Origin of the sequence: Streptomyces sp. NPDC002176 (assembly GCF_044903645.1) — a bacterium.
In the GTDB taxonomy this organism is placed as follows: domain Bacteria; phylum Actinomycetota; class Actinomycetes; order Streptomycetales; family Streptomycetaceae; genus Streptomyces.
The window spans coordinates 76,695-100,865 of record NZ_JBJDQW010000007.1 but is presented as its reverse complement, the minus strand read 5'-3'; the positions used below and the strand labels follow the sequence as shown (position 1 = coordinate 100,865).

The 24,171-nt window shown below is 72.7% G+C and carries 23 protein-coding genes; 12 read left to right on the top strand and 11 right to left on the bottom strand.

From position 1 onward, the window contains the following. The first annotated feature begins 35 nt into the window (after nucleotides 1–35). Nucleotides 36–1,277: an exo-beta-N-acetylmuramidase NamZ domain-containing protein gene (locus ACI2LY_RS28465; protein ID WP_404709643.1), complete on the top strand. Its 1,242-nt coding sequence runs from the start codon at nucleotides 36–38 to the stop codon at nucleotides 1,275–1,277. A 40-nt stretch (nucleotides 1,278–1,317) separates the two neighbouring features. Here the strand turns inward: ACI2LY_RS28465 and ACI2LY_RS28460 are convergent, their stop codons facing one another. Beyond that, nucleotides 1,318–4,110, bottom strand: a complete 2,793-nt coding sequence (locus ACI2LY_RS28460; protein ID WP_404709642.1) for a penicillin acylase family protein — start codon at nucleotides 4,108–4,110, stop codon at nucleotides 1,318–1,320. A 256-nt stretch (nucleotides 4,111–4,366) separates the two neighbouring features. Between ACI2LY_RS28460 and ACI2LY_RS28455 the strand changes: the two genes are divergently transcribed. Both ACI2LY_RS28455 and ACI2LY_RS28450 read left to right on the top strand, forming a co-directional pair. Further along, on the top strand, nucleotides 4,367–4,969 hold the full coding sequence (locus ACI2LY_RS28455; protein WP_389004808.1) for a hypothetical protein: 603 nt from the start codon (nucleotides 4,367–4,369) through the stop codon (nucleotides 4,967–4,969). A 22-nt stretch (nucleotides 4,970–4,991) separates the two neighbouring features. Further along, nucleotides 4,992–5,714, top strand: coding sequence for a 3-keto-5-aminohexanoate cleavage protein (locus tag ACI2LY_RS28450; protein ID WP_404709641.1), 723 nt, complete (start codon nucleotides 4,992–4,994; stop codon nucleotides 5,712–5,714). 84 nt (nucleotides 5,715–5,798) lie between these two features. Here ACI2LY_RS28450 and soxR read toward each other — a convergent pair whose 3' ends face one another. After that, nucleotides 5,799–6,275: a redox-sensitive transcriptional activator SoxR gene (gene soxR / locus ACI2LY_RS28445; RefSeq protein ID WP_404709640.1), complete on the bottom strand. Its 477-nt coding sequence runs from the start codon at nucleotides 6,273–6,275 to the stop codon at nucleotides 5,799–5,801. Between the two features lie 106 nt (nucleotides 6,276–6,381). On the opposite strand from soxR, the gene ACI2LY_RS28440 reads away from it, so the two are divergent. Then, nucleotides 6,382–6,843 carry a MaoC family dehydratase gene (locus tag ACI2LY_RS28440; RefSeq protein WP_404709639.1) on the top strand — a complete coding sequence of 154 codons (462 nt, stop codon included), beginning with the start codon at nucleotides 6,382–6,384 and terminating at the stop codon, nucleotides 6,841–6,843. Nucleotides 6,844–6,862: 19 nt separating this feature from the next. On the opposite strand, the gene ACI2LY_RS28435 is transcribed toward ACI2LY_RS28440, so the two are convergent. The 3 genes from ACI2LY_RS28435 to ACI2LY_RS28425 are packed head-to-tail and all read right to left on the bottom strand — an operon-like array spanning nucleotide 6,863 to nucleotide 9,068. After that, nucleotides 6,863–7,486: a TetR/AcrR family transcriptional regulator gene (locus tag ACI2LY_RS28435; RefSeq protein WP_404709638.1), complete on the bottom strand. Its 624-nt coding sequence runs from the start codon at nucleotides 7,484–7,486 to the stop codon at nucleotides 6,863–6,865. A gap of 58 nt (nucleotides 7,487–7,544) precedes the next feature. Beyond that, entirely contained in the window at nucleotides 7,545–7,856 is a 312-nt protein-coding gene (locus ACI2LY_RS28430; RefSeq protein ID WP_350903111.1) for a YiaA/YiaB family inner membrane protein, read from the bottom strand. A gap of 60 nt (nucleotides 7,857–7,916) precedes the next feature. After that, entirely contained in the window at nucleotides 7,917–9,068 is a 1,152-nt protein-coding gene (locus ACI2LY_RS28425; protein ID WP_404709856.1) for an acyl-CoA dehydrogenase family protein, read from the bottom strand. Between the two features lie 106 nt (nucleotides 9,069–9,174). On the opposite strand from ACI2LY_RS28425, the gene ACI2LY_RS28420 reads away from it, so the two are divergent. Genes ACI2LY_RS28420 through ACI2LY_RS28410 form a run of 3 tightly spaced genes read left to right on the top strand, consistent with a single transcriptional unit; the run spans nucleotide 9,175 to nucleotide 11,550 of the window. Then, nucleotides 9,175–9,822 carry a TetR/AcrR family transcriptional regulator gene (locus tag ACI2LY_RS28420; RefSeq protein WP_404709637.1) on the top strand — a complete coding sequence of 216 codons (648 nt, stop codon included), beginning with the start codon at nucleotides 9,175–9,177 and terminating at the stop codon, nucleotides 9,820–9,822. 40 nt (nucleotides 9,823–9,862) lie between these two features. Further along, nucleotides 9,863–10,576 (top strand): ArsR/SmtB family transcription factor, encoded by a 714-nt coding sequence (locus ACI2LY_RS28415; RefSeq protein WP_404709636.1) that lies wholly within the window; start codon nucleotides 9,863–9,865, stop codon nucleotides 10,574–10,576. 41 nt (nucleotides 10,577–10,617) lie between these two features. Further along, entirely contained in the window at nucleotides 10,618–11,550 is a 933-nt protein-coding gene (locus tag ACI2LY_RS28410; RefSeq protein ID WP_404709635.1) for a DMT family transporter, read from the top strand. A gap of 4 nt (nucleotides 11,551–11,554) precedes the next feature. Here ACI2LY_RS28410 and ACI2LY_RS28405 read toward each other — a convergent pair whose 3' ends face one another. The 3 genes from ACI2LY_RS28405 to ACI2LY_RS28395 form a co-directional block, all read right to left on the bottom strand. Then, on the bottom strand, nucleotides 11,555–12,637 hold the full coding sequence (locus tag ACI2LY_RS28405; RefSeq protein WP_404709634.1) for a Zn-dependent alcohol dehydrogenase: 1,083 nt from the start codon (nucleotides 12,635–12,637) through the stop codon (nucleotides 11,555–11,557). A 96-nt stretch (nucleotides 12,638–12,733) separates the two neighbouring features. Next, nucleotides 12,734–14,992: a molybdopterin oxidoreductase family protein gene (locus tag ACI2LY_RS28400; RefSeq protein ID WP_404709633.1), complete on the bottom strand. Its 2,259-nt coding sequence runs from the start codon at nucleotides 14,990–14,992 to the stop codon at nucleotides 12,734–12,736. A gap of 113 nt (nucleotides 14,993–15,105) precedes the next feature. Then, nucleotides 15,106–15,720 (bottom strand): TetR family transcriptional regulator, encoded by a 615-nt coding sequence (locus tag ACI2LY_RS28395; protein WP_404709632.1) that lies wholly within the window; start codon nucleotides 15,718–15,720, stop codon nucleotides 15,106–15,108. A 164-nt stretch (nucleotides 15,721–15,884) separates the two neighbouring features. Here ACI2LY_RS28395 and hmgA point away from each other — a divergent pair, with 164 nt between their 5' ends. From hmgA to ACI2LY_RS28375, 4 genes are all read left to right on the top strand, one after another. Continuing rightward, entirely contained in the window at nucleotides 15,885–17,234 is a 1,350-nt protein-coding gene (gene hmgA, locus ACI2LY_RS28390) for a homogentisate 1,2-dioxygenase (RefSeq protein WP_404709631.1), read from the top strand. Between the two features lie 124 nt (nucleotides 17,235–17,358). Beyond that, a complete protein-coding gene (locus ACI2LY_RS28385) occupies nucleotides 17,359–18,108 on the top strand; it encodes a GntR family transcriptional regulator (RefSeq protein WP_404709630.1) in 750 nt (249 codons plus the stop codon). 44 nt (nucleotides 18,109–18,152) lie between these two features. After that, nucleotides 18,153–19,292 (top strand): type ISP restriction/modification enzyme, encoded by a 1,140-nt coding sequence (locus tag ACI2LY_RS28380; protein WP_404709855.1) that lies wholly within the window; start codon nucleotides 18,153–18,155, stop codon nucleotides 19,290–19,292. Nucleotides 19,293–19,326: 34 nt separating this feature from the next. Further along, on the top strand, nucleotides 19,327–20,523 hold the full coding sequence (locus ACI2LY_RS28375; protein WP_404709629.1) for a CaiB/BaiF CoA transferase family protein: 1,197 nt from the start codon (nucleotides 19,327–19,329) through the stop codon (nucleotides 20,521–20,523). 84 nt (nucleotides 20,524–20,607) lie between these two features. On the opposite strand, the gene ACI2LY_RS28370 is transcribed toward ACI2LY_RS28375, so the two are convergent. The 3 genes from ACI2LY_RS28370 to ACI2LY_RS28360 form a co-directional block, all read right to left on the bottom strand. After that, a complete protein-coding gene (locus ACI2LY_RS28370) occupies nucleotides 20,608–20,877 on the bottom strand; it encodes a hypothetical protein (RefSeq protein WP_030812513.1) in 270 nt (89 codons plus the stop codon). A 128-nt stretch (nucleotides 20,878–21,005) separates the two neighbouring features. Next, a complete protein-coding gene (locus ACI2LY_RS28365; protein ID WP_404709628.1) occupies nucleotides 21,006–21,827 on the bottom strand; it encodes an anti-sigma factor domain-containing protein in 822 nt (273 codons plus the stop codon). Then, nucleotides 21,824–22,414 (bottom strand): sigma-70 family RNA polymerase sigma factor, encoded by a 591-nt coding sequence (locus ACI2LY_RS28360; protein ID WP_404709627.1) that lies wholly within the window; start codon nucleotides 22,412–22,414, stop codon nucleotides 21,824–21,826. Before ACI2LY_RS28360 ends, ACI2LY_RS28365 begins: the two co-directional genes overlap by 4 nt. Nucleotides 22,415–22,570: 156 nt before the next feature. Here ACI2LY_RS28360 and ACI2LY_RS28355 point away from each other — a divergent pair, with 156 nt between their 5' ends. Next, a complete protein-coding gene (locus ACI2LY_RS28355; RefSeq protein ID WP_404709626.1) occupies nucleotides 22,571–24,106 on the top strand; it encodes a DUF4331 domain-containing protein in 1,536 nt (511 codons plus the stop codon). Nucleotides 24,107–24,171: the final 65 nt, after the last annotated feature.

Sequence of the window (24,171 nt, the reverse complement as noted above, 5' to 3'; positions counted from 1 at the left end):
GTCATGACACCCGCCGCGCTCACGGAGGTCCTCGTATGACGCTGTCCAGACGGAGCATGCTCGCCACCACCGCCACGGCCGCCGTCGGGGCCGGGGTCCCGGCCCCCGCCTCGGACGCGGGTGCGGGGCACCGGGTGCGTACCGGGTTCGAGCGGCTGGCCGCCGACGGCTACGCCCAGCTGTCCGGCCGCAAGGTCGGCGTCGTCACCAACCCGACCGGGGTCACCCGCGACGTCCGGCACATCGTGGACGTGATGCACGCCGACGACCGGGTGCGGCTGACCGCCGTCTTCGGCCCCGAGCACGGCTTCCGGGGCACCGCCCAGGCGGGCGGCTCGGAGGGGCGGTACGACGATCCGGCGACCGGGCTGCCGGTGTACGACACGTATCTGAAGAGCGGCCAGGCGCTCGCCGACGTGTTCACCGCCTCCGGGGTGGACACGGTCGTCTTCGACATCCAGGACGCGGGCGCCCGCTTCTACACGTACATCTGGACGCTGTACGACTGCATGGAGGCGGCGGCGCTCGCGGGGAAGCGGTTCGTGGTGCTGGACCGGCCGAACCCGGTGACCGGACGCGCGGCCCTGGGGCCGGTGCTGCACCAGGAGTTCGCCACGTTCGTCGGCCGGCGGCCGATCGCGCAGGCGCACGGGATGACGGTGGCGGAGCTGGCCCGGCTGTTCAACGGGGAGTTCCTGGACCAGCCGGTGCCGCTGGAGACGGTGACGGTGACCGGCTGGCGGCGCGGGATGTTCTTCGGCGACTGCGGGCTGCCCTGGGTGCCGCCGAGCCCGAACATGCCGACCCCGGACACGGCCCTGGTGTACTCCGGGACCTGTCTGTTCGAGGGCACCAACCTCTCCGAGGGCCGGGGCAGCACCCGCCCCTTCGAACTCCTCGGCGCGGAGGGCATCGACGGGCGCTGGGCGGCGGAGGCGAACAAGGCGGGGCTGCCGGGGGTGCGGTTCCGGGAGGCGTACTTCGCGCCGACGTTCTCCAAGTTCCAGGGGAAGACGGTCGGCGGGGTCCAGCTCCATGTGCACGATCCGGCGGCCTTCGACCCGGTGCTGACCGGGGTGGCGCTGCTGGTGACGGCGCGGCGGGTGTGGGACGGCTTCGCGTGGCGGCCGGACAACTGGATCGACAAGCTGACCGGTTCGGAGCAGGTGCGCACGATGATCGACGCCGGGGCCGGGGCGGACGAGGTCGCGGCGGCCTGGCACGGGGAGTTGACGGCGTTCCGCCGGGTGCGGGCGAAGTACCTGATGTACCGCTGAGCGCGGCGGCCCCCGTACGGGAGCCGCCGCTCACCGGCCGTCAGCGGTGCGAGGTGTACTCCACGACCTGCTGGTAGGTCGGCCGGTTCTGCCAGCTGATGTTGCCGTGCTTGATGCCGCCGAGGGTGCGCTGCTGGATCGAGTCGGCGCACCACTGGTCCCCGGCCGAGCACAGGTCGTCGCCCGGATAGACCTGCGCGGCGGTGAGCCCGGCGGCCTGCTTCAGCGTGCCGAGCAGGGCGTCCCGGCAGGCGGAGAGGCTGCCGTCGCCGCAGTACTTCCGGGAGAGCCCGCCCTGTACGGGCTCACCGAGCACCGCCCGTATGTCCTTGTCGACATAGCTCCACCAGCCGTACTGGAAGGAGCTTCCGGCGTGTGAACCGGTCGGGCCGTGTCCGGCGGACGGTGCCTCGTCCACGGGCAGGTTGGCGGTGAAGGCGCCGTACAGGTCGCTGCCCAGGCCGGGTTCGAACTCGGCCTTCACCAGCAGCGGCCACCAGGCGTCCAGGATGCGGATCGCGTCGGCGTCGGCGTACTTCTTCGACCCCGCCGACGTCTCGGTGCGCTTGGCACCCGCGCCCAGCCACGTCTGGAGCTTGGTCGCGGCCGCCGCTGCCGTCGGGTCGGTCACCGGCGCGGAGTTGACCACCTTGAGCAGCTTGGGCAGTACGTCCTCGGCGCGCAGGTCGGCCAGGGCGGCGTCCGCCATGGCCTGGACCAGCTTGGTCCGGGTCACCCCGCCCTGCGCGACCAGCTTGCTCACCCGGTCGTCGAGGAGATCGCCCCGGTGCACCGAGCCCTCGCCCCAGGGCGCGGCGGTGTACGCCTCGGCCTGCTTGTTGTTCCAGGAGATGTAGTAGTCCTGGTCGATGGAGTTCGGGTGGGCACTGGCCGGGGTGTAGTCGGCGGTGTTGGCGGCCGGGTCCCAGTTCCGCCACTCGTAGGCGGGCTGGGCCCATACCGGGAACTCGGCGTCGACACCGGTGGCGCGGACCGGGTTGTCGCCGCTGTTGTAGTACGCGGTGTGCGCGGAGTCGGCGTAGAACCAGTTGAAGGTGAAGTTGATGTGCTGGGCGGCCTTCTGGAAGTCCTCGGGGCCCTTCACATAGCCGGGGTCGTTGAGCAGCTGGAAGCCGATGATGGAGTCGGCCTCGTGCAGGTAGGAGGAGCGCAGGGTGGTGTAGGCGACCTTCTTCCCGCCGACGGTCGCCCGGTACTGCACGGGCCCGTACTTGGTCCGCCAGACGCGCATGGCGTAGGAACCGGCGGCGGTGCCGTCGGCCACGGTGGGCTTCCAGGCGTTCTTCCGCTCGACCTGCTCCATCGCGGTGCAGGTGCCCCGGTAGAGGTAGTGGTGGTCGTCCTGGCACAGCTCGACGGCGTAGGTGTCGATGATGTCCTGGCCGGAGGTGGTGGCGCTCCAGGAGTAGTCCTGGCCGCGGCCGAGCTCGACGTACATGCTCAGGCCCGCGAAGGAGGCGCCGCGGGCGCTGATGCCGGGGCCCTGGATCTCCTGGAGCATCAGGAGCTGTGGCGCGAAGTAGCCGGTCTGCGGGCCGAAGACGGCGACCGGGTGGCCGCTCGCGGTGTGCTTGCCGCTGACCACCAGGGCGTTGGACATGCCGCGCCGGGCAGAACTGAGGGTGTCCTTGGCGACGGCGGTGGAGGAGTTTTTGGCGCTCGCGGTGCCCGCGCTGCCGGTGCGGTCGTAGACCAGCGGCTCCTGGGTGACCGAGCCCGCGTCCGGCAGGGCCCGGCCCTGGGGGCTGTCGGGGCGGGTGGCGTAGGGGAAGCGCTGGCCGTCGTGGAGGGTGAGGACGGCCTCCGGGTCGTTCCGCTCGCGGAAGGACTCCCAGACGCGGGTGCCCTCCTCGACGCCGTACTTGGACTGGGCGGCGATCAGGGAGAGGGCGTTGTTGACCTCGCCGCCGCCGCCGGAGCCGAACAGGGTGCCGACGACCGAGGCGAGCGCCACCAGGTCGGTGACCTTGAAGTGGTCGATGGTGCCCGCGTTGGTGATGGAGTCCTTGTGGCCGGTGAGGACGTACTCACCGGGGAAGTAACGGCCGCTGTCGGAGGCGTCGATGTAGGCGTTGATGCCGTCGAGGTAGGCGGTGACGTCGGCGAGGGCCTGCTGTCCGCGCTCGCCGTTCCTGGCCACGGCGCCGTCGATCTGGGCCTGGAGGTCGGCCTCGGTGTAGGGGGCCTGGCGGTAGAACTCCTGCTCCAGGCCCTGGTTGGCGGGGGCGCCCCCGGCGAAGCCGGTCAACTGGCCCCGGCCCACGTGCCGGAACACGTCCATCAGCCAGAGCCGGTCCTGTCCGGCCGCGTATCCGGCGCCGAACTCGGTGCCGTAGCGGGTGGTGCCGGTGATGTGGGGCACGCCGGTCTTCTTGTCCCGGACGATCGTGACGTCGGTGCGCCCGGCGGGCTTCTCGGTGGAGGCGACCTGGCCGGCGGGGACGCCGAAGGAGGCGTCGTTGAAAAAGTTGTTGATCTTCGCGTCGGTCAGGCCGGGGTGGCCGGTGGCGAGATTCGCGTAGGGGCCGAGCTGGTCCTCGGCGTGTGCGGGCTGGGTGCCGAACGCCTGGTTGAGCAGGATCTGCGCCAGGGTGGCATTGCCGTTCTCACCCGGCGGAAGAATGTCCGAACACTGGCCGGAACAGTAGTCGTTCGTCGCGGTGGGAGCGCTGGTGGCGGCCGCCGCCTGACCGAGCGGTGAAAGACAACCCGCGATCAGGACGCATATCGAGGCCGTCTTCAGGAACCCGGAGAGTGTGCGAGGAGTTCTGAGTCTGTCGGACAACACGTTACGTGGGGTGCGCCGTGGCATGGCAGCTCCTCCCGACGGGGATGGGCCGGACGTTACCGCCGGTATCCCCGCTAACGAAGATGAACATGCGTCAAGTTCGGCGGCCACTCAGGCCGGTGCCCGGCGGTCAACACGGAGCGCGTTATGGGAGGGCATCGGAAATCGGATGGAGCCGGATCGGCCCGCGACACGTCTATCCGGCGACGTCGCGCGACAGCCGTACGGCGACGCCGAGGTGACCGAAGAGCGGACACAGGTGTGACGGAGGTGCAGGGCGATGGCCGGATTCCGAAGTCTGGCGAGACAGGTGCGCGATCCGCGATGCGATCTGGCGCTGCGGCGCTACTCACTGCGCAAGTGCCTGGAGCGGTTCGCTCCTTACGGGCACCGGGCGACCTGGGACCATCTGTGCGGGCGGGCCGGTTTCGGCCCGGAGGACCGCTCCCCCGACCCGGCGCGGCTCGTGGCCGCACTGGTGGAGCTGGAGCAGGCGCGCGCGGTGTGGCTCACCTATGAGGCCGATTTCGCGGAACGCCGGAAGAAGGAGAAGCACGACGGCCTGCGCAGGCCGGGCAGTGTCGACGACTGGCACCGGATGACCTGGGGCGGCTTCGGTGTCGCCTGGTGCGACGACCCGCGGCTGCACCCCCGTGAGCCGCTGGCCGACGTACTGCACCGGCTGATCAGCGCGTTGGAGCGCGACCCGGGGTCGGTGTGCCCGGTGTGCGACGGCGAGCGGCTGGTGTGGCGGTACGGCCTGGACCACGCGCCGTCCGCCGGGCCGGTGTGCGCGGACTGCGGCATCCTGGTGCCCCGGCCGGTGCTCACCGACGGCGCGCTGGCCTCGGCGCGGCGGGAGCGGCTGCTGATGTCGGCCTGACCGGGTGCGGCACCATGGTCCGGTGCAGGTCTGTCTGAACGGGAGCAGAGCGGCGGCGGACGGGGCTCAAGTCCCGTTGACGCCGGATGAGTTGGCGCGGTCGGCGGCGGAGGCGGTCGCCGCCGGGGCCACGGAGGCGCATGTGCATCCCCGGACGCCGTGCGGGCGGGAGTCCCTGTCCGCACGGGTCGTCGGGCCCGTGGTGGAGGCGCTGCGCGCGCGGGCCGGGGTGCCGGTCGGGGTGACCACCGGCGCCTGGGCCGAAGCTGATCCCGCCGAGCGGCTCGAGCGGGTGCGGTCCTGGTCGGTGCTGCCCGACTTCGCCTCGGTCAACTGGCATGAGGAGGGCGCCGAGGAGCTGGCCGGGCTGCTGCTGGCACGGGGTGTCGGCGTGGAGGCGGGCGTCTGGTCCGGCACGGGGGGCGCTGCGCGCTTCGCGGTCTCGCCGCTGGGGCCGCGTGTGCTGCGGGTGCTGGCGGAGGTGACGGACACCGACCCGGCGACCGCGGAGGCGTCCGCGCACGCCCTGCTGGCCGAGCTGGGCACGGCACACGGCCGTCCCGTCCTGCTGCACGGCGAGGACGGCGGCGCGTGGCCGGTGCTGCGGCTGGCCGGACGGCTGGGGCTGGCGACGCGCATCGGGCTGGAGGACACGCTGTTCCTCCCCGATGGTGAACGCGCACTGTCCAACGCCCGGTTGGTGGCGGCGGGGCTGGCGGAGCACGGGGGTCAGTGGGACCAGTAAGGGGCGTTCCAGCGGGCCCCTACGGCAGCGCGGCTGGCCTCGCCATTGAAGACCACATCGATCTCCGCGAGCGCGGCCGCGAGTTCAGGGCTGTGCACGCGCCCCCCGCTCCTCCCGCATCAGCCGGGACCCGGCCCCGCGCTCACCGAACACGTCGTCCGGGTTGGACAGGACGCAGGTGGCCAGGGAGAGGCAGCCGCAGCCGATGCAGTCGGTGAGGTGGTCGCGCAGCCGGTTGAGCTGGTTGATCCGGTCGTCCAGCTCCGAACGCCACGCCTCGGAGAGCTTGGCCCAGTCCGCGCGGGTCGGGGTGCGCTCCTCGGGCAGCTCCGCCAGGGCCTCGCGGATGGTGGCGAGCGGGATGCCGACCCGCTGGGCGGCGCGTACGAAGGCGACCCGGCGCAGGGTGTCGCGGGTGTAGCGGCGCTGGTTGCCGGAGGTGCGGCGGCTGCTGATCAGGCCCTTGGACTCGTAGAAGTGCAGGGCGGAGACGGCGGCGCCGCTGCGCGCGGACAACTGGCCTACGGTCAGCTCGTGGATCTTCTCGGGAAGCTGGGGCACCGTGCCGAGCCTACCGACCCGCCAGGACGGGCGAGCCGTTGACAGGCGCCGCACACCCCACCATGCTAAGCAGTTGCTTAGACTGACGACGCGAGAGGCCGGGATCATGGCAGAACCGAGGACCTTCCACTCCCCCGACGAGCTGAAGGCGGCCGTGGGCGAGCAGCTGGGCCACACCGACTGGCTGGAGGTCGACCAGAAGCGGATCGACCTGTTCGCGGAGGCCACCGGCGACCACCAGTGGATTCACGTGGACCCGGAGAAGGCGGCCGCGGGCCCCTTCGGCACCACGATCGCGCACGGCTACCTCACCCTCTCCCTGCTCCCCCTGTTCGGGCCGCAGCTCATCGCGGTCGAGGGCGTGAAGATGGGCGTCAACTACGGCACCAACAAGGTCCGCTTCCCCGCTCCGGTGCCGGTCGGCTCGCGACTGCGCTCCACCGCGGTGATCACGAACGTGGAGGACGTGCCGGGCGGGGTCCAGGTGTCGGTCGCCTTCACGGTGGAGCGCGAGGACGGTGACAAGCCGGTGTGCGTGGCGGAGTCGGTGTCCCGCTACTACTTCTGACGGCACGCGGGCGTCGGGGTCAGTGGGCCCCGACCATCCGCAGGACGAGGCCCGCGTACAGCTCGCCGACCTGTTCGGGGGTGCGCGGGCCGTCCACGTTGAACCAGCGGGCCACGTCGATGCAGAGCGACAGGATGGCGAGGGTGGTGCCCTGGACGTCGGGCACGTCGAACTCGCCCGCGGCCACGCCGTCCTCGATGATCCCGCGCACCTCGGCGTCCACCTGGCGGCGCAGCGCGACGATCTCGGCGCGGGCGACCGGGCCGAGCGCGTCCAGCTCGTACTGCACGACGCGTGCGGTGGTGCGGCGCCCCGCGTGCCAGCGGACGAAGGAGCTGACACCGTCCGCGAGCCGCTCGGCGGCCGTGCCCTCGCCGCGCGCGGCGGTGCGCAGGATGTCGAGCGCCTTGTCGTGACCGATACGGCTGATCCGGTGGAGCAGCTCTTCCTTGGTCTTGTAGTGGATGTAGAGCGCGGCCGGGCTCATCCCGGCGCGGCCCGCGATGTCGCGGGTGGTGGTGGCGTGGTAGCCGCGCTCGGCGAAGGCTTCCACGGCGGCGACGAGCAGTCGCCGGGCCGCGTCCGGGGTGACCTCGGCCCACGCGTCGGCCTCGCCGCCGACCGTCTCCTCCGCCGTACTCATCGCTCGCCCCTCTTCGGCTGACAGGAGCACCACCATACCGCCGAAGGTGAGCGCTCGCTTAGTGAGACTGCTGCCGGGGGTCGGGGGTCTTGCGGTAGGGGTCGTGGGCGGTGAGGAGTTCCTCCATGCGGGCCTGGTCGACTCTGCTGACGATCTCCCCGGCCTCCTGTCTGTCCCGGATCACCTTGGCGAGGGTGAAGGCGGAGGTGACGAGGTAGAGGACGGCGATGGCGAGGAAGCCGCGCACCCAGGCGTTGGCGTCCAGCCGGTAGATGCCGATCGCGGTGGCCGTCATGGCGACGGCGAAGGAGGCGACGGCCTGACCGTAGAAGGCGGCCGTGCTCTGCTGCTTGACGGGTGTGTCGCTCATGACACGAGTCTCGGCGGACGCGGCGCGGGCCACATCCGCCGAGGTACTCAGTACCCGTACTCAGAAAGCGGAGACACCCGTGAGCGCGCGGCCGATCAGCAGCTTCTGGATCTGGCTGGTGCCCTCGTACAGGGTCATCACGCGGGCGTCGCGCAGCAGCTTGCCCACCGGGTACTCGTCGATGTAGCCGTAACCCCCGAACACCTGGAGGGCGTTGGAGGCGGCGCGCACGGCGGCCTCGGAGGCGAACAGCTTGGCCTTGGAGGACTCGGTGGCGAACGGCTCGCCCCGGTCGATCAGGTCGGCGACCCGCCAGGTCAGCAGCCGGGCGGCGTCCACGTCCACCGCGATGTCACTGATCAGCTCCTGCACCAGCTGGTGCTTCGCGATGGAGGTGCCGAACTGCTCGCGCTCACCGGCGTATCGCACGGCCGCGTTCAGGGCGGCCTGGGCTATGCCGACGCAGCCCGCGGCGACCGACATCCGGCCCTTGGCGAGCGCGGACATGGCGACGGAGAAGCCCTTGCCCTCGGCGCCGATCATCGCGGAGGCGGGCACCCGCACGTCCTCCAGCACCAGTTCGGCGGTGGCCTGGCCGCGCAGGCCGAGCTTGCCGTGGATGGTGCGGCGGGTGAGGCCGGGCGTGTCGGTGGGGACGAGGAAGGCGGAGACGCCCTTGTGGCCGGGGGCGTCGGTGGAGCGGGCGAAGAGCAGGACGACATCGGCCCAGGTGCCGTTGGTGATGAACATCTTGGTGCCGCTCAGCACGTAGTCCTCGCCGTCACGCAGGGCCTTGGTGGTGAGGTTGCCCGCGTCGGAGCCGGTGCCGGGCTCGGTGAGGCCGAAGCAGCCGATCAGCTCGCCGGAGGTCAGCCCGGGCAGCCACCGCCGCTTCTGCTCATCGTCGCCCCAGGCCGCGATGGACTTGGCGACCAGGCCGAGGGAGACGGAGACGATCCCGCGCACCGAGGAGTCGCCGCGCCCCAGTTCCTCGGTGACCAGGCAGTACGCGAGATGGTCGCCGCCGGAGCCGCCGTACTCCTCGTCGATGGTCAGCCCCAGGAAGCCGACCTCGCCGAGCTTCTTGACGATGCCCCGGTCGACCTCCTCGGCGCGGTCCCAGGCGGTGACATGGGGGGCGATCTCGCGCTCCACGAAGTCACGGGCCAGCTGCCGTACGGCCGCCTGTTCCTCGCTCAGGCCCAGGTTCACCACGCGATCACCCCACACGGCCTCGACGGGAACCCGTAAGGCCCTTGAAAGACGTACATTTAAATTAGCAGTGCTAGTTTCTGCTCGCAGCCCTACTATGTGCGCCATGGCCCGACCGCGCAAGCCCCTGCTCAGCACCGACCGGATCGTGCGGACGGCACAAGCCCTCGTGGACGCGGAGGGCCTCCAGGCCGTCTCCACGCGGCGGCTCGCCGCCGAACTCGGGGTCAGCGGGCCCTCCCTCTACAACCACTTCCGCACCAAGGACGAGATCCTGGAGGCGGTCGCGGACGCGGTGAGCGCGCAGGTCGACCTGTCGATGTTCGAGGACGGCCGGGACTGGCGGACCGCGCTGCACGACTGGGCCGTCTCCTACCGGTCCGCGCTGCGCGACCACCCCAACATCGTCCCGGTGCTCGCACGCGGCCCCGGCCGCCGCCCGGCCGGGCTGCGGCTGGCCGACGCGGTGTACGGGGGGATGGTCGACGCGGGCTGGTCCCCGGCGCAGGCGACCTCGATCGGCGCGCTGATGCGGTACTTCATCATGGGCTCCGCGCTCAGCTCCTTCGCGGGCGGTTTCGTCGACGACGCGAGCGCCTACGACCCCGCCGACTACCCCCACCTCGGGCAGGCCCACCTCCTCGCCGAGCAGCAGGAGAAGATCGACGAGCGGGCCTTCGAGGTGGGGCTCGCGGCGCTGCTGGCCGGGCTGGAGGCGCAGTACGGGCAGCCGGAGCCGGGAGCCCGCGCATAATTCGGCGGGCGCCGAAGTGTCCGTGCCGCATGCTGGGCACATGACCGCCAGCGAACCGTGCGCCGCCGCTCTCGCCTCGCTCGCCGCGCTGCTCGCCGACGAGACGCGGGCCGGGTGTCTGCTGGCCCTGCTGGACGGGCGCGCGTGGACCGCCGGGGAACTCGCCCGGCACGTCCAGGTCGCGCCCTCGACACTCACTGAGCACCTGAACCGGCTGGTCGCGGGCGGTCTGCTCGTGACGGAACGCCAGGGGCGGCACCGCTACGTCCGGCTGGCCGACCCGCGCGCCGCGCAGCTCGTCGAGGATCTGGCGGCGCACCTGCCGCAGGACGTGGTCGTCCACGTCCCGCACACGCTGCGGGAGGTCCGCACCCAGTCCGCGCTGGCCCGCGGGCGCACCTGCTACGACCATCTCGCCGGGCGGCTGGGGATGGCGGTCACCGACGCGCTGACCGCGCGCGGGCTGCTGCGCCAGGACACCGGGTTCGCGCTGACCGACGAGGGGCTCGCCTGGTTCGGCGACGCGGGCATCGCCGTCGACCGCTCCACCCGGCGCCCGCTGGCCCGCTCCTGCCTGGACTGGACGGAGCGGCGCCCGCATCTCGGGGGCGCGGCGGGCGCGGCGCTGTGTCGGCACGCGCTGGACACCGGGTGGTGCGCCCGCGTGGGCTCGGGGCGCGCGGTGCGGGTGACGGCCGCCGGGGAGCGTGCGCTGGCGGAGCTGCTGGGTATCGACGGGCGGGCGCTGGTCTGAGAGCCGTGCCCGCCCTTTCATCGAATCGATCGAGGAGTCCGATGGACCTCAGTCCGCGTCATCGTCTGCTGCCCGCGGCCGCCGCCGTGGTCACCGTGCTGTTGTGGGCGTCCGCCTTCGTGGTGATCCGTACCGCCGGGGAAGCCTATTCGCCGGGCGCGCTGGCGCTCGGGCGGCTGCTGGCGGGCGGCCTCACCCTGGCCGCGCTGTGCGCGATACGGCGCGAGGGCCTGCCGCCGCGCGGGGCCTGGCCGGGCATCCTGGTGTCCGGGGTGCTGTGGTTCGGCTTCTACATGGTCGCCCTGAACTGGGGCGAGCAGCGGGTGGACGCGGGCACGGCGGCCCTGGTGGTGAACGTCGGCCCGCTGCTGATCGCCCTGTTCGCCGCCCGCTTCCTCGGGGACCCGATGCCGCCCCGGCTGCTGGCGGGCATGGCGGTGTCGTTCACGGGCGCGGTGATCGTGGGTCTGTCGATGTCGGCCGGGGGCGGCGGTTCCTCAGTGCTCGGGGTGGTGGCGTGCCTGCTCGCGGCGGTCGCGTACGCGGCCGGGGTGGTCGCGCAGAAGCCCGCGGTGGCCCGCGCGAGCGCCCTCCAGGTGACGACGTTCGGCTGCCTGATCGGCGCGGTGGCCTGCCTGCCGTTCGCCGGACAGCTGATCTCGGAGGCGTCCCGCGCCCCGCTGTCGGCCACCCTCGGCATGGTGTACCTCGGCGTGTTCCCGACCGCGCTGGCCTTCACCGCCTGGGCGTACGCCCTCGCCCGCACCAGCGCCTCCAAGCTGGGCGCGACGACGTACGCCGTCCCGGCCCTGGTGGTGCTGATGTCCTGGCTGGTGCTGGGCGAGGTGCCGGGGCCGGTCATGCTCGGCGGTGGTGTGCTGTGCCTGGCGGGCGTGGCGGTGGCCCGCTCGCGGGGGCGTACGGCGCCTGCCCAGGTGGCGGACGCCGCGCCGAGCCCCGACCGGGTGCGCTGAGCTTCTAGAACACCACCAGCGCCCGGCCGCCCCGACCGGCGAGCATGTCGTCGAAGGCGGCCGGGATGTCCTTCAGGGTGATGTGCTCGGTGACCAGCGCCGAGAGGTCGAGCCGGCCCTCCCGGACGTGCCCGGCGATGACCGGGAGGTCGCGGGCGGGGTCGGAGTTGCCGTAGACGCAGCCGGAGAGGGTGCGGCCCCAGTGGAAGATCTCCAGGGCGTTGAAGGTGACCTGCTCGTCCTTGCCGCCGATGCCGACGACCGTGGTGCGCCCGCCCCGGCGGGTGGACTCCCAGGCGGCGCGGATGCTCTGCGCCCGGCCCGCGCACTCCACGGCGACGTCGACGCCCTGCTTGCCGGTGAGGGCGCGGACGGCGCGCGGGGTCTGCTCGTCGGCGAGGACGAAGTCGGTGGCGCCGCAGGCACGGGCCAGCTCCTCCTTCCCCGGCGAGACATCCACTGCGATGACTCGCGCCGCGCCCGCGATCCGGGCCGCCTGGAGGGTGGCGAGGCCGACCCCGCCGACCCCGAACACGGCGACCGTCTCGCCGGGCTGGACCCGTGCCGAGTGGTGGACGGCGCCGTACCCGGTGAGGACGGCGCAGCCGAGCAGGGCCGCGTCGATGAGCGGCACCCCCTCGGGCAGCGGCAGCGCGCAGGCGGCCGGTACGACGGTCTCCTCGGCGAACGCGCCGACGTTGAGGCCGGGATGGAGTTCGGTGCCGTCGGCGGTACGGGCGTGGACGCGGGCGGCGCCGTCCAGCGCGTGCCCGCACAGCCAGACCTCGCCCCGCGCACAGGCCGGGCAACCGCCACACGCGGGCGCCCAGTTGAGGACGACGGGCGTACCGGGTACGAGCCCGGCGACCCCCTCGCCCACGGCGGTCACGGTGCCCGCGCCCTCGTGGCCGAGGACGGCCGGGACCGGCACCCGCATGGTGCCGTTGGACAGGGACAGGTCGGAGTGGCAGACCCCGGCGGCGGCCAGGCGCACCCGCACCTGGCCGGGCCCCGGCTCGGGCAGTTCGATGCCGGTGATCTCCAGCGGGGCCCCGACGGCGGGCAGGACGGCGGCTCGTACGGTCATGGCGCGCGGTCTCCTCGAAAGCTGGGGCGACGTGGTCCGAAGGTACCCGGCGGGCCGGGGCGCGCCGGGCGGGGACCGCGCACCAAACTAGCGGCGTTAGTTTTCCGGCGCCAGGGCTGCCGGGACGCTCGCGAGGCTGAGCCGTACCGGGATTCCGTTGAGGACGGCGTTGCCGGACAGGGGATCGAGGAGGGTGCCGTCGAGGAGCTGGTTGACGTTGACGCCGGGTTCGCGTCCGGCGTGGGTCTGCCGGGTGCCGGGGCGGTCGTGGCCCCAGCCGTGCGGGAGGCTCACCACGCCGGGGCGGATGGCGCCGGTGACCTCGGCGGGCGCGGTCACCTCTCCCCCGGCGCCCTTGATCCGTACCGGTGCGCCGTCGAGCACGCCGAGGCGTTCGGCGTCCTCGGGGTGGAGGTGCAGGGTGCAGCGGTTGGTGCCGCCGGTGAGGGCGGGGACGTTGTGCAGCCAGCTGTTGTTGGAGCGCAGATGGCGGCGGCCGACGAGGACGAGCCCGGTGGGCCGCTCGCGCAGGGCCGCTCGCAGCCGGGGCAGGTCGGCGGCGATGGGGGCGGGCAGCAGCTCGACCTTGCCGCTGGGCGTCTTCAGCGGCTGGGGCAGGCGGGGGCGGAGCGGGCCGAGGTCGATGCCGTGCGGGTGGTCGAGCAGCCGGGCGAGGGTGAGGCCGTCGGGGCGGGCGCCGAAGCCGTCGCCGTAGGGGCCGAGGCGCAGCATCAGGTCGAGGCGGCGCTCGGGGCCGTCGGTGCCGGTGAGCTGTGCGGCCAGCTCGTGCGGGTCCCGGCCGTGGACCGGGGAGTGGGGGTCCTTGACGGCGTTGCCGAGGGTCTGGTCGATCACCATGGCGTCCACGGTGGACGGGTCGGCGCCGTGCGTGCCGCTCGCGGCGAGGATCAGCCGGGCGAGTATCTCGGTCTCGGCCATCCGGCCGGGCTCCAGCGGCACGGCGGGCCTGCTGTAGCGGACCTGGTTGCGCACGGCCAGGGTGTTGAACGCGAAGTCGTGGTGCGGGCTCTGCGCGGGCGGCGGCGGGGGCAGCACGACATGGGCGTGGCGGGAGGTCTCGTTGAGGTAGGGGTCGACGCTGACCATGAAGTCCAGGGAGTCCAGGGCCTTGTCGAGCCGGTTCCCGTCGGGGGCGGAGAGCACCGGGTTGGCGGCGATCACGATCAGCGCGCGTACGGGTTCGCCCTCGGGGGTGGGGGTGTCGATCTCCTCGGCCAGCGCGGAGAGCGGCAACTCTCCCTTCGCCTCCGGGTGTCGCCGTACGCGGGAGTGCCAGCGGCCCAGGGTGAAGCCCCGGCCGGGGCCCGCCGGGCGGGGGGTGCGGTCGGTGGCGGCCTGGGGGAAGAGGGCGCCGCCGGGGCGGTCCAGGTTGCCGGTGAGGGTGTTGAGGACGTCGACCAGCCAGCTCGCCAGGGTGCCGTGCGGGACGGTGCAGCTGCCGATGCGGGCGTAGACGGCGGCGGTGGGGGCGGCGGCGAGTTCGCGGGCGAGGGTGCGGATGGTGTCCGGGTCGACGTCACAGGCTCCGGCGACGGACTCGGGGGTGAAGTCCTTGATCGCTGCGCGCAGTTCGGGCAGCCCGTCGACGTGCGGCGCGAGGTCCCCGAGGTCGACGAGCCCCTCCTCGAACAGCACGGTGGCCATCGCGGCGAGCAGCAGGGCGTCGGCGCCGGGCCGGATGGCGAGGTGCCGGTCGGCGAGCTTGGCGGTGCGGGTGCGGCGGGGGTCCACGACGGTGAGGCGTCCGCCGCGTGCCTTGAGCGCCTTCAGCTTGCCGGGGAAGTCGGGCGCGGTGCACAGACTCCCGTTGGACTCCAGGGGGTTGGCGCCGATCAGCAGGAGGTGGTCGGTGTGGTCGAGGTCGGGCACCGGGATGGCGTTGGCGTCCCCGAAGAGCAGGCCGCTGGAGACGTGCTTGGGCATCTGGTCGACGGTGGAGGCGGTGAACAGGGAGCGGGTGCGGACCGCGCCGAGCAGGACCATCGGGTAGAGGCCACCGGCCACGGTGTGCACGTTGGGGTTGCCGAGGACCACCCCGAGGGCGTCGGCGCCGTACCGCTCCACCACCGGACGCAGGCCGCGCGCGACCGCGTCGAACGCCTCCTCCCAACTGGCCTCGCGCAGCTCGCCGTTCTCCCGCACCAGCGGGGTGCGCAGCCGGTCGGGGTCGGCGTCCAGCGCGCCGAAGGAGGCGCCCTTGGGGCAGATGAACCCCTTGCTGAACACGTCGTCGCGGTCACCACGGGCGGCGGTGACACGGGCGCCCTCGATGGTGAGGGTCAGCCCGCAGGTGGCCTCGCACAGGGGGCAGATACGCAGGGCGGTGCGGGGCACGGGTCCTCCCGGAGGGTCGGCGGCACTGCCGGACGGGCTCGTAGGGACTCAGCCCTACCAGCCCCGGTGAGCATACCGACCGGTAGGCATGGTGGGGAGCCCCTGCGGTGGGTTCAGTCCAGTACGCGGCCCAGGTAGGCCCGCAGGAGTTCCCGCGTCTCGTGGATGATCGCCGGGTCGCCGTCCGGGTCGGTGCGGAAGGCGAGCTGGATGAGGGTGTCGGCGCTCTCCACGGCCACCAGGAGGACGCGGCGCAGATCGTCGTCGGGGGTGCGGCCGAGATAGGCGGCGAGGAGGTCGGCGAGCCGGTCGGCGACACGGGTGTTGGGCGCGGCACTCCGGGTACCGACCGGTATCTGGTTGCCGAAGTCCACGAGGGCGAAGCCGGGCGCGGTGCGCTTCATGCCCAGGTACTCGTCCAGGACGACGTCCATCGCGGCCCGCCAGTCGTCGGGCGGCGCCTCCGTCAGCCGTGCGGTGACGTGCTCGGCGTAGTGGCGCAGGTTGCGCTGGGCGAGGGCGTCGGCCATCTCGCGCTTGTTGCCGAAGAAGCGGTACACCGAGCCGATGGGCACGTCGGCGCGTTCGGCGACCGCGCGGGTGGTCAGGGCGTCGTAGCCGACCTCGTCCAGAAGGGCGGCACAGGCGTCGAGGATTCTGGTCAGCCGTTCGGCGCTGCGCCGCTGAACGGGGGCGCGGCGGAGCGATGTCACATGGGGCACGGCCACATGATGCCTCGCCCTATGAGGCCGGTGAAGGGCGGGGAGCCGTCACACACCCCCGGACGGCTGGTTCCGGCGCTCCGGCCGGGTGAAGGGCGTGTTCACCCCTTGCGCAGACCCCCCGGCATTCCTACGGTGCTGCATAGGAATCAGGACGCAAGGGAGCGATCATGACCGATGGGGGTACCTCCCGCGCGAGCGGGTTCGAGCGTGGGGGAGCGCGGAAGACCGCCGAGGGGCTGGCGTACCTGACCGGCTTCGGCAACGAACACGCCTCGGAGGCGGTGCCCGGCGCCCTGCCCGAGGGCCGCAACTCACCGCAGCGCGCGCCGCTCGGCCTGTACGCGGAGCAGCTCAGCGGCACGGCGTTCACCGAGCCCCGCGCGCACAACCGCCGCTCCTGGCTGTACCGCGTCCGGCCCTCGGCCGCGCACCCCGCCTTCACCCGCACCGCCAACGGTGCGATCCGTACGGCCCCCTTCACCGAGACCGTGCCCGACCCGAACCGGCTGCGCTGGAGCCCGCTGCCCGAGCCGCTGCCGGGCACCGACTTCCTGGCGGGCCTGTGGACGCTGGGCGGCAACGGCGACGCGACCCAGCGCAGCGGTATGGCCGTGCACCTCTATCACGCCAACTCGTCGATGGAGCGCGTCTTCTCGGACGCCGACGGGGAGCTGCTGATCGTCCCCGAGCGGGGCGGGCTGCTGCTGCACACCGAGTTCGGGCGGCTCCATGTGGAGCCCGCACATGTGGCGCTCATCCCCCGTGGGGTCCGCTTCCGGGTGGAGCTGCTGGATGATGTGGCGCGGGGCTATGTGTGTGAGAACTATGGGGCGCCGTTCCGCCTCCCCGACCTGGGCCCCATCGGCGCCAACGGCCTGGCCAACCCCCGTGACTTCCGGGCACCGGTCGCCGCGTACGAGGACACCGAGGGGCCGGTGGAGGTGGTCAACAAGTTCTGCGGCAACCTCTGGACGGCGACCTACGACCACTCCCCGCTCGATGTGGTCGCCTGGCACGGCAACTATGTGCCGTACACCTATGACCTGCGCCGGTTCAATGTGATCGGCACCATCTCCTACGACCACCCGGACCCGTCCATCTTCACCGTCCTGACCTCCCCCTCGGACACCCCGGGTCTGGCGGGCGCCGACTTCGTGGTGTTCGCGCCGCGCTGGCTGGTCGGAGAGGACACCTTCCGGCCGCCGTACTTCCACCGGAACGTGATGAGCGAGTACATGGGCCTGATCGAGGGCGCCTACGACGCGAAGGCGGAAGGGTTCGTGCCGGGTGGCGGTTCGCTGCACAACATGATGTCGGCGCACGGCCCGGACCGGGAGACCTTCGACCGGGCGAGCGCGGCCGAGCTGCGCCCGCAGCGGATCGACGACGGGCTGGCCTTCATGTTCGAGACCCGCTGGCCGATCGTCCTCACCCCGGACGCGGCCCGCGCGGACCACCTCCAGCGGAACTACGACGACGTGTGGCGCGGCCTCGAGCCGCACTTCCGCACCACGTGACCACTCCGAGTGACAGCTCTGAGTGACAGCTCTGAGTGACAGCTCTGAGTGACATGTCGAGTGGCAACCGCCATGTGTGGCAGCTCCGTTGCGCCGACCGATCCAGACAGGTACGGATAGCCGCGTGACCTCTTTCGCCCCGGACTCGATCGTCCTGAACCGCAAGCTGCCGCTCTGGTACCAGGTGTCGCAGTCGCTGCGGGCCTCCATCCTGGGCCGCTCGCCCGAGGACCCGCTGCGGCTGCCCACCGAGGAGCGGCTGGCGGGGCACTACGGGGTGAGCGTGCTGACGATGCGGCAGGCGCTGAAGGAGCTGGAGGACGAGGGGCTGATCAGCAGGCACCGGCGGCGCGGCACCTTCATCGAGCCGGGGGTGCGGCGCGGGACGCCGGTCCGGCTGCTGGGCTCGGTGGACGCGATCGTGGCCCAGCAGTCCGGGATGACGGCCGAACTGCTGGAGGAGGCGCGGGTGGCGGTGCCGCCCATGTGGGCGGACCACTTCCCGGACCTCGCCGAGGTGGCGGTCTACCACCGGCTGCGCGGGGACGCGAAGACGGGCGAGCCGACCAACCACGCCGTCAACCATGTGCGCCCGGAGCTGGCCGACCGGATCGACCCGGCCGATCTGGCCCGCTGGCCGATGACGAAGGTGCTGCGGGACATGGTGGGCGCCGACATCAGCCGGATCACCGACACCGTGGAGGCCCGGCTCGCCGACCCGGAGACCGCCCGGCTGCTGGAGGTGCCGCTGCTGAGCCCGATCCTGCACTACACGGGCGTCACCTACGACTCCACGGGCCGGGTGCTGGACGTGGCCGTCATCCACTACCGGGGCGACCGCTTCTCCTTCACCGTCACCCTGGAGGCGACCTGAGCGCCCCCGCCGTTCCCCTACCCCGGCCGGGCCGAGGCCGTAGCATTCCGGGCGTGACGTACGAGGACGCGCCGCCGCTGGCGGACCTCATGCCGTGGTCCGTCGCACCGCTGCGGCCGGGCCGCGCCTGGCCGACGGCACCCGACCCGGCGTCCCTGAAGGCCCGCTGGGCGGCCCTGCTGGCGGCCGAGGGGGCGGAGCGGGAGGCCCTGTTCGAGCCGACGCGGTCGCGTACCCCGAGGTCCGCGGTGGCCCAGCTGCCCGGCCGACGGACCGGTACGGAACGGCTGGCGCGGGCCTCGGGGCCGTGCCCGGAGCCGGTGCGGGTGCTCGCGGCGCCGTTCGACGAGCGGTGGCTGATCCCGGACCACCGGCTGATCGACACCGCCCGCCCGGAGCTGTGGCGGGTGGCGGACGAACGGCAGGTGTTCGTGGTGGAGTCGGGCACCGGGGTACTGGCGACCTCGCTGCTGCCGACCCTCGCGGCGGGCCGCGTCCGCCCGCTGTACCGGCGGCCCGGCGGTGCCGAACCCAACCTGGCACCGGGCCTGTTGGACGAGCTGGCCGCGCGGCTCGGCTTCCGTCCCACCGCGGCGGACGTACTGGCGTGGATGCTGGCCGCCGTCCGCGAGGACCTGACCGTCCCCCTCACCGGGGACCCCGAGGTGTGGGCGCGGGGTGTGGAGTCGGGCCGCCGCGCGCTGTGGCTGATGCGCCGGGACGGGGAGCGCCCCAAGCTGCCCGGCGGCCGCCGCCCGTACGTGCGTGCGCCGCTCCCCCCGAACCCGCGCGTCCTGCGCTACGACCCGGACGACGAGAGCCTGTACCTGGACGAGGGCCGTGTCTCCCCGGTCCCGCGCGCGGCCTGGGAGCACGAGGTGGCCGGGGTCCGCACCCTGGAAGCCTGGTTCACGGCCCGCACGACCCCCGGCGCCCCCGGCACCCTGGCCGCGATCGGCCCCCGGACCTGGCCCCAGAGCTGGACCTCGGAACTGCTGGAACTGATCACGGTACTGACCCTTCTGGCGGAGACACGAGCCGACTTGGACCCGATCCCGGACCCGATCACCGCAACCGCCCTCCGCACGGCCGGAGTTCTCCCGCCCGCACCCCCTACCCGCCGCCCCGCCTCGGTCCTGGACCACCAGGAGGAGGGTCCGGAGGGTCAGTTCGCCCTGCTCTAGCGAGGTCACCGCTCGCCGGGAGATCATCGCGGGCATGGATCTGCTGCCGCCGCCCCTGGAGGGCGTCACCGTCGTCGCCGTCGAACAGGCCGTGTCCGCGCCCTTCGCCACCCGGCAACTCGCCGACCTGGGCGCCCGGGTGATCAAGGTGGAGCGGGTCGACGGCGGTGACTTCGCCCGCGGCTACGACACCGCCGCCGCGGGCCTCGCCTCGCACTTCGTGTGGTGCAACCGGGGCAAGGAGTCCATCGCGCTGGACCTGAAGGACCCGCGCGGCCTGGACGTCGTACGGCGGCTGATCGCGGACGCGGACGTGTTCGTGCAGAACCTCGCGCACGGCGCGGCGGCCCGGCTGGGCCTGGACGCGGCCACCCTGTGCGCGGCGGACCCGAGGCTGATCGCCGTGGACATCTCGGGGTACGGCGGCTCGGGGCCGTACGCGGACAAGCGGGCGTACGACATGCTCGTGCAGTGCGAGGCGGGGCTGGTGTCGGTCACGGGAACACCCGAACGCCCGGTGAAGGCGGGCATCCCGGCGGCGGACATCGCGGCGGCCATGTACGCCTTCTCCGGGGTGCTGGCCGCGCTGGTGCGGCGCGGCACCACCGGGCGGGGCGGCCCGGTGGAGGTGTCGATGCTGGAGGCGCTCGCGGAGTGGATGGGGCATCCGCTGCACCACACGATGCACGGGGGCGAACCCCCGTCGCGCACCGGCCTGGCGCACGCCGTGATCGTGCCCTACGACGCCTACGCCACGGCCGAAGGCGGCCGGGTGCTGCTCTCGGTGCAGAACGACCGGGAATGGCGGAGGCTGGCCGAACAGGTACTGGACAAGCCGGAGTTGGCGCACGACCCGCTGTACGCGACGAACGCGGCGCGGGTCGCCGGGCGGGAGCGTACCGACGCCCTGGTCGCGGGGGCGCTGGGCGCGCTGACGGCGGACGAGGCGCTGGCGCGGCTGGAGGCGGCGGGGATCGCCTGTGCCCGGATCAGGGACCTGGCCGAGCTGGCGGAACATCCGCAGTTGGCCGCGCGGGAGCGGTGGCGGCGGGTGGGTTCGCCGGTGGGGCCGCTGCGCGCGCTGTTGCCGCCCATCACTCTCCCGGGCGGGGAGGAGTCGCGGCTGGGGGACGTACCGGCGCTCGGCCGGCACACCGACGCGCTGCTCCGTGCCGTGGGGATGACGGACGACGAGATCGCGGCGTTGCGCCGGGACGGTGTGGCGGCCTGAGCGCGGAACTGCGGGGCGGGGCGCCGGTTCAGTCGGGGCCGAGCCGGAACCGGGCGGGACTCGAGGGAGTCCGCTCGGTTCGGCTCAGTGGCTGCCGAAGAGCGACCGGCGCAGTCGGCGCAGGGGTGCGAAGAGAGAGACCCGGCTGACGCGGACGCGCCGGTCGCTGCGCTGACGCACGGTGTCCCGCGCGGTCAGTTCACGCATCAGCGACGTCGCCTCGACCGTCTCCCGCTGCGGTATGGCGGGTCCGCCGAGCACCGCGAGGTGCCGGTCCAGACGCCTGCTGGTCGCGCCGCTTCCGCAGGTGATCGCAGGAACCCTGGCCCTGCTGCGCATTGCTATCTGCTCCATGTCACTCCCCACCCGTACGAATCCACCCGGCCCACGGGCAGAGTAACCCTATCGTCCCGGTAGGGCATGCGTGTATCTCGGCCACGGGATTCACCTTCCCCACAAGGCGGTTGATCATCCCTATGTGACTACTCTCCGAATCCGACTGATTTCAGGGTGAGTTGGACAACGGGCTGGCCAGTGGGGTGCGTCGAGCCGCCGTTCGGCTCGACCGTCACGGCGAGTGACGCCGAGGACTTGTCGAGGCCCTTGGCGACCAAGGGCGTGTCGCCTGTGAGAACCCCGAGGGAGCGGGGTTGTGCACCGGGGCGGGTGAGCCAGAGCTGATGCACCCGGCCGCCCGAAGGGGTGCCGTATCCGCTCAGGGTGACGACGGCGCGGCCCTCCGACGGGGAGGCGATCACCGCGAGGGCGCGGCCGCGCGCGTCCGTTCCGCCGGTGGTCCGGGCGTCGGGGGCGGCGAGAACGTGGGCGATGTCACGTGCCCGCGCCTGCTCGGCGGCGAGCCGTTCCCCGGTGCGGTGCGCCTGGACCCCGAAGAGCGCGGCGACGACCAGGGCGGCCGCGGCGGTCACGGTGGCGAACGGCACGAACAGGGGGCGTCGTCCCGCGCGCCGGGCGCGGCCGGGTGGCGGCTGGACTCCCCAGACGTGCGGGGGCAGTTGGGCGGCCCGCTGCCGTCCGGCGGGGCGGGGCGGCGGGTCCTGCGGTGTGACGCGGGCGGCGGCCAGTACGCGTTCGCGCAGGGCGGCCGGGGCGGGGGCGGCGGTGGACCAGGCCAGCCGGGCGGCGTCCTCGGACAGTTCACGGACGTCGGCCGTGCAGCGGCCGCAGCCCGCGAGGTGCTTCTCGAAGCGGCGCCGCTCGCCGGGTTCGAGGGCGTCCAGCGCGTAGGGAGCGGCCAGCGAGTGCGGGTCCTCGCGGCGGGTCAGCCGGGTGAAGAGACTCACGCGGCACCTCCGAGGCAGCCACGCAGCCGGGTGAGGCCGTCGCGCATCCGGGTCTTGACGGTGCCGAGCGGCAGGGACAGCCGTTCGGCGACCTCGCGGTAGGTGTAGCCGTCGTAGTAGGCGAGGGTGACGGACTGGCGCTGGAGGTCGGTCAGCCGCTTCAGGCAGCGGCGCACCCACTCCCGTTCGAGTCCGGCCTCGACCTCCTCGGTGACGTGGTCGAAGGCGGGCTCCCCGGCGCGCAGGGCCTCGCGCTGCTCGCGCTCCCCGGCCGCGCGGACGCTGCGCACCCGGTCGACGGCGCGGCGGTGGGCGAGGGTGAGTATCCAGGACAGGCCGCTGCCCCGCGCGGGGTCGAACCGGCCCGCGGAGCGCCACAGTTCGAGCAACACCTCCTGGACGACCTCCTCGGACTGGGCGGGGTCGCGCACGACCCGCCGGACCAGTCCGAACACCGGCCCGGACACCAGCGCGTACAACTCCTCGAACGCCTGGTGGTCGCCGCCCGCCACGCGCACCAGCAAAGCTTCGGCCCCCTCACCCCGGCCGCCGTGGCCGCACCCGGCCCTGCCTGTGACCCCTCGCATCCGCACGAACGCACACCTCCGGCGGTTGATACGGATCGGCGGGCCGAAAACGCGGGTCCAAAAAAGGAAAAAGAAAGTTCCTCTCCGGCCAATCCGCGGTCGCCGATCGCTCCGTATACCCGTCCGTCAAGCAAGTCGGATTCGAGGACGGACGGCATGACTCTCTTCGCCAGAAGCGGCACGGCACGCAAGGGCCTGGTCCCGCTCATCTGCGGCGCACTGGCCGCCGGTGGGCTCGCGGCCGCCGGTGTCGCCACGCTGGAGCCGGGGGCGGCCTCCGCCTCCTCCCACCGGGAGGCCCCGCTGATCTCGGGCACCCCGCAGTACGACAACACCGATCTGTACGCGTTCGTCAGCCCCGACAAGCCGGACACGACGACGATCGTGGCCGACTGGATACCGTTCGAGGAACCGGCGGGCGGCCCGAACTTCTACACCTTCGCCGACGACGCGCAGTACGACCTGCACATCGACAGCGACGGCGACGCCCGGGACGACCTCCTCTTCCGCTACACCTTCAAGACGAGGACGAAGAACGGGAAGACGTTCCTGTACAACACCGGGCCCGTCACCAGCCTGGACGACCCCGACCTCAACATCACCCAGACCTACGACCTCGAACTGGTCCGTATGAAGCACGGCCACGCGATGTCCCGGACCAAGGTGGCGGACGACGTGCCGGTGGCGCCGTCCAACGTGGGCAAGGCGTCCATGCCGGACTACGGCAAGCTGCGTTCGCAGGCCGTGTACAAGACCGCGGGCGGGGCCGCGACCTTCGCGGGGCAGGCGGACGACCCGTTCTTCCTGGACCTGCGCGTCTTCGACCTGCTGTACGGCGGCAACCTCAGCGAGGTCGGCCGGGACACCCTCAAGGGCTACAACGTCAACACGATCGCCCTCCAGGTCCCCAACGACCTGATCCGGCAGTCGGCGGGCCAGCCGATCGTCGGCATCTGGTCCACCACCCAGCGCCGCAACGCGCAGGGCTACTACAGCCAGGTCTCCCGCCTCGGCAACCCGCTGGTCAACGAGGTGGTCAACCCGCAGGCGGACAAGGACCGGTTCAACGCCTCCCAGCCCTCGCACGACGCCCAGTTCCTGAAGAACGTCACCAACCCCGAGCTGCCCAAGCTCATCGAGGGCATCTACAAGATCGATGCCCCCGCCGAGCCGCGCAACGACCTGGTGGACGTCTTCCTCAAGGGCGTCAAGGGGCTCAACCAGCCCCCGAACGTGCGCCCTTCGGAGCAGCTGCGGCTGAACACCTCGATCAAGCCGACCATGCACCCCAAGCGGCTCGGCGTGCTCGACGGCGACAACGCGGGCTTCCCCAACGGGCGTCGGCTCACCGACGACGTGATCGACGAGGCCCTCCAGGTCGTCGAGGGTGAACTCCTCGGCGCCAAGAACGACCTGGGTGACGCGGTCGACGCGAACGACAAGAAGTTCGAGAAGTCCTTCCCCTACGTCGCCCAGCCCACGGAGGGTTCGCGCGGCGCGCTGGCCAAGGGCACGACCGCGGGCGCCGATGTGAAGAGCCAGCTCGGTGACGCGCTCAGCCCGGCCTCGGCGACGGGCGGCACGGACAACACCACGCTGATCGCCGGGTCGGCGGCCGCGGGCGCGGCGGGAATCCTGCTGCTCGGCACCGTCGTCGGCTGGTGGCGCCGCCGGATGCGGCGCGCGTACTGACCCTCCCCCCATACGACCGGCACGGCCGTACCCCTTCCCCCACGGCGGGCCGCGCCGGTCTTCCC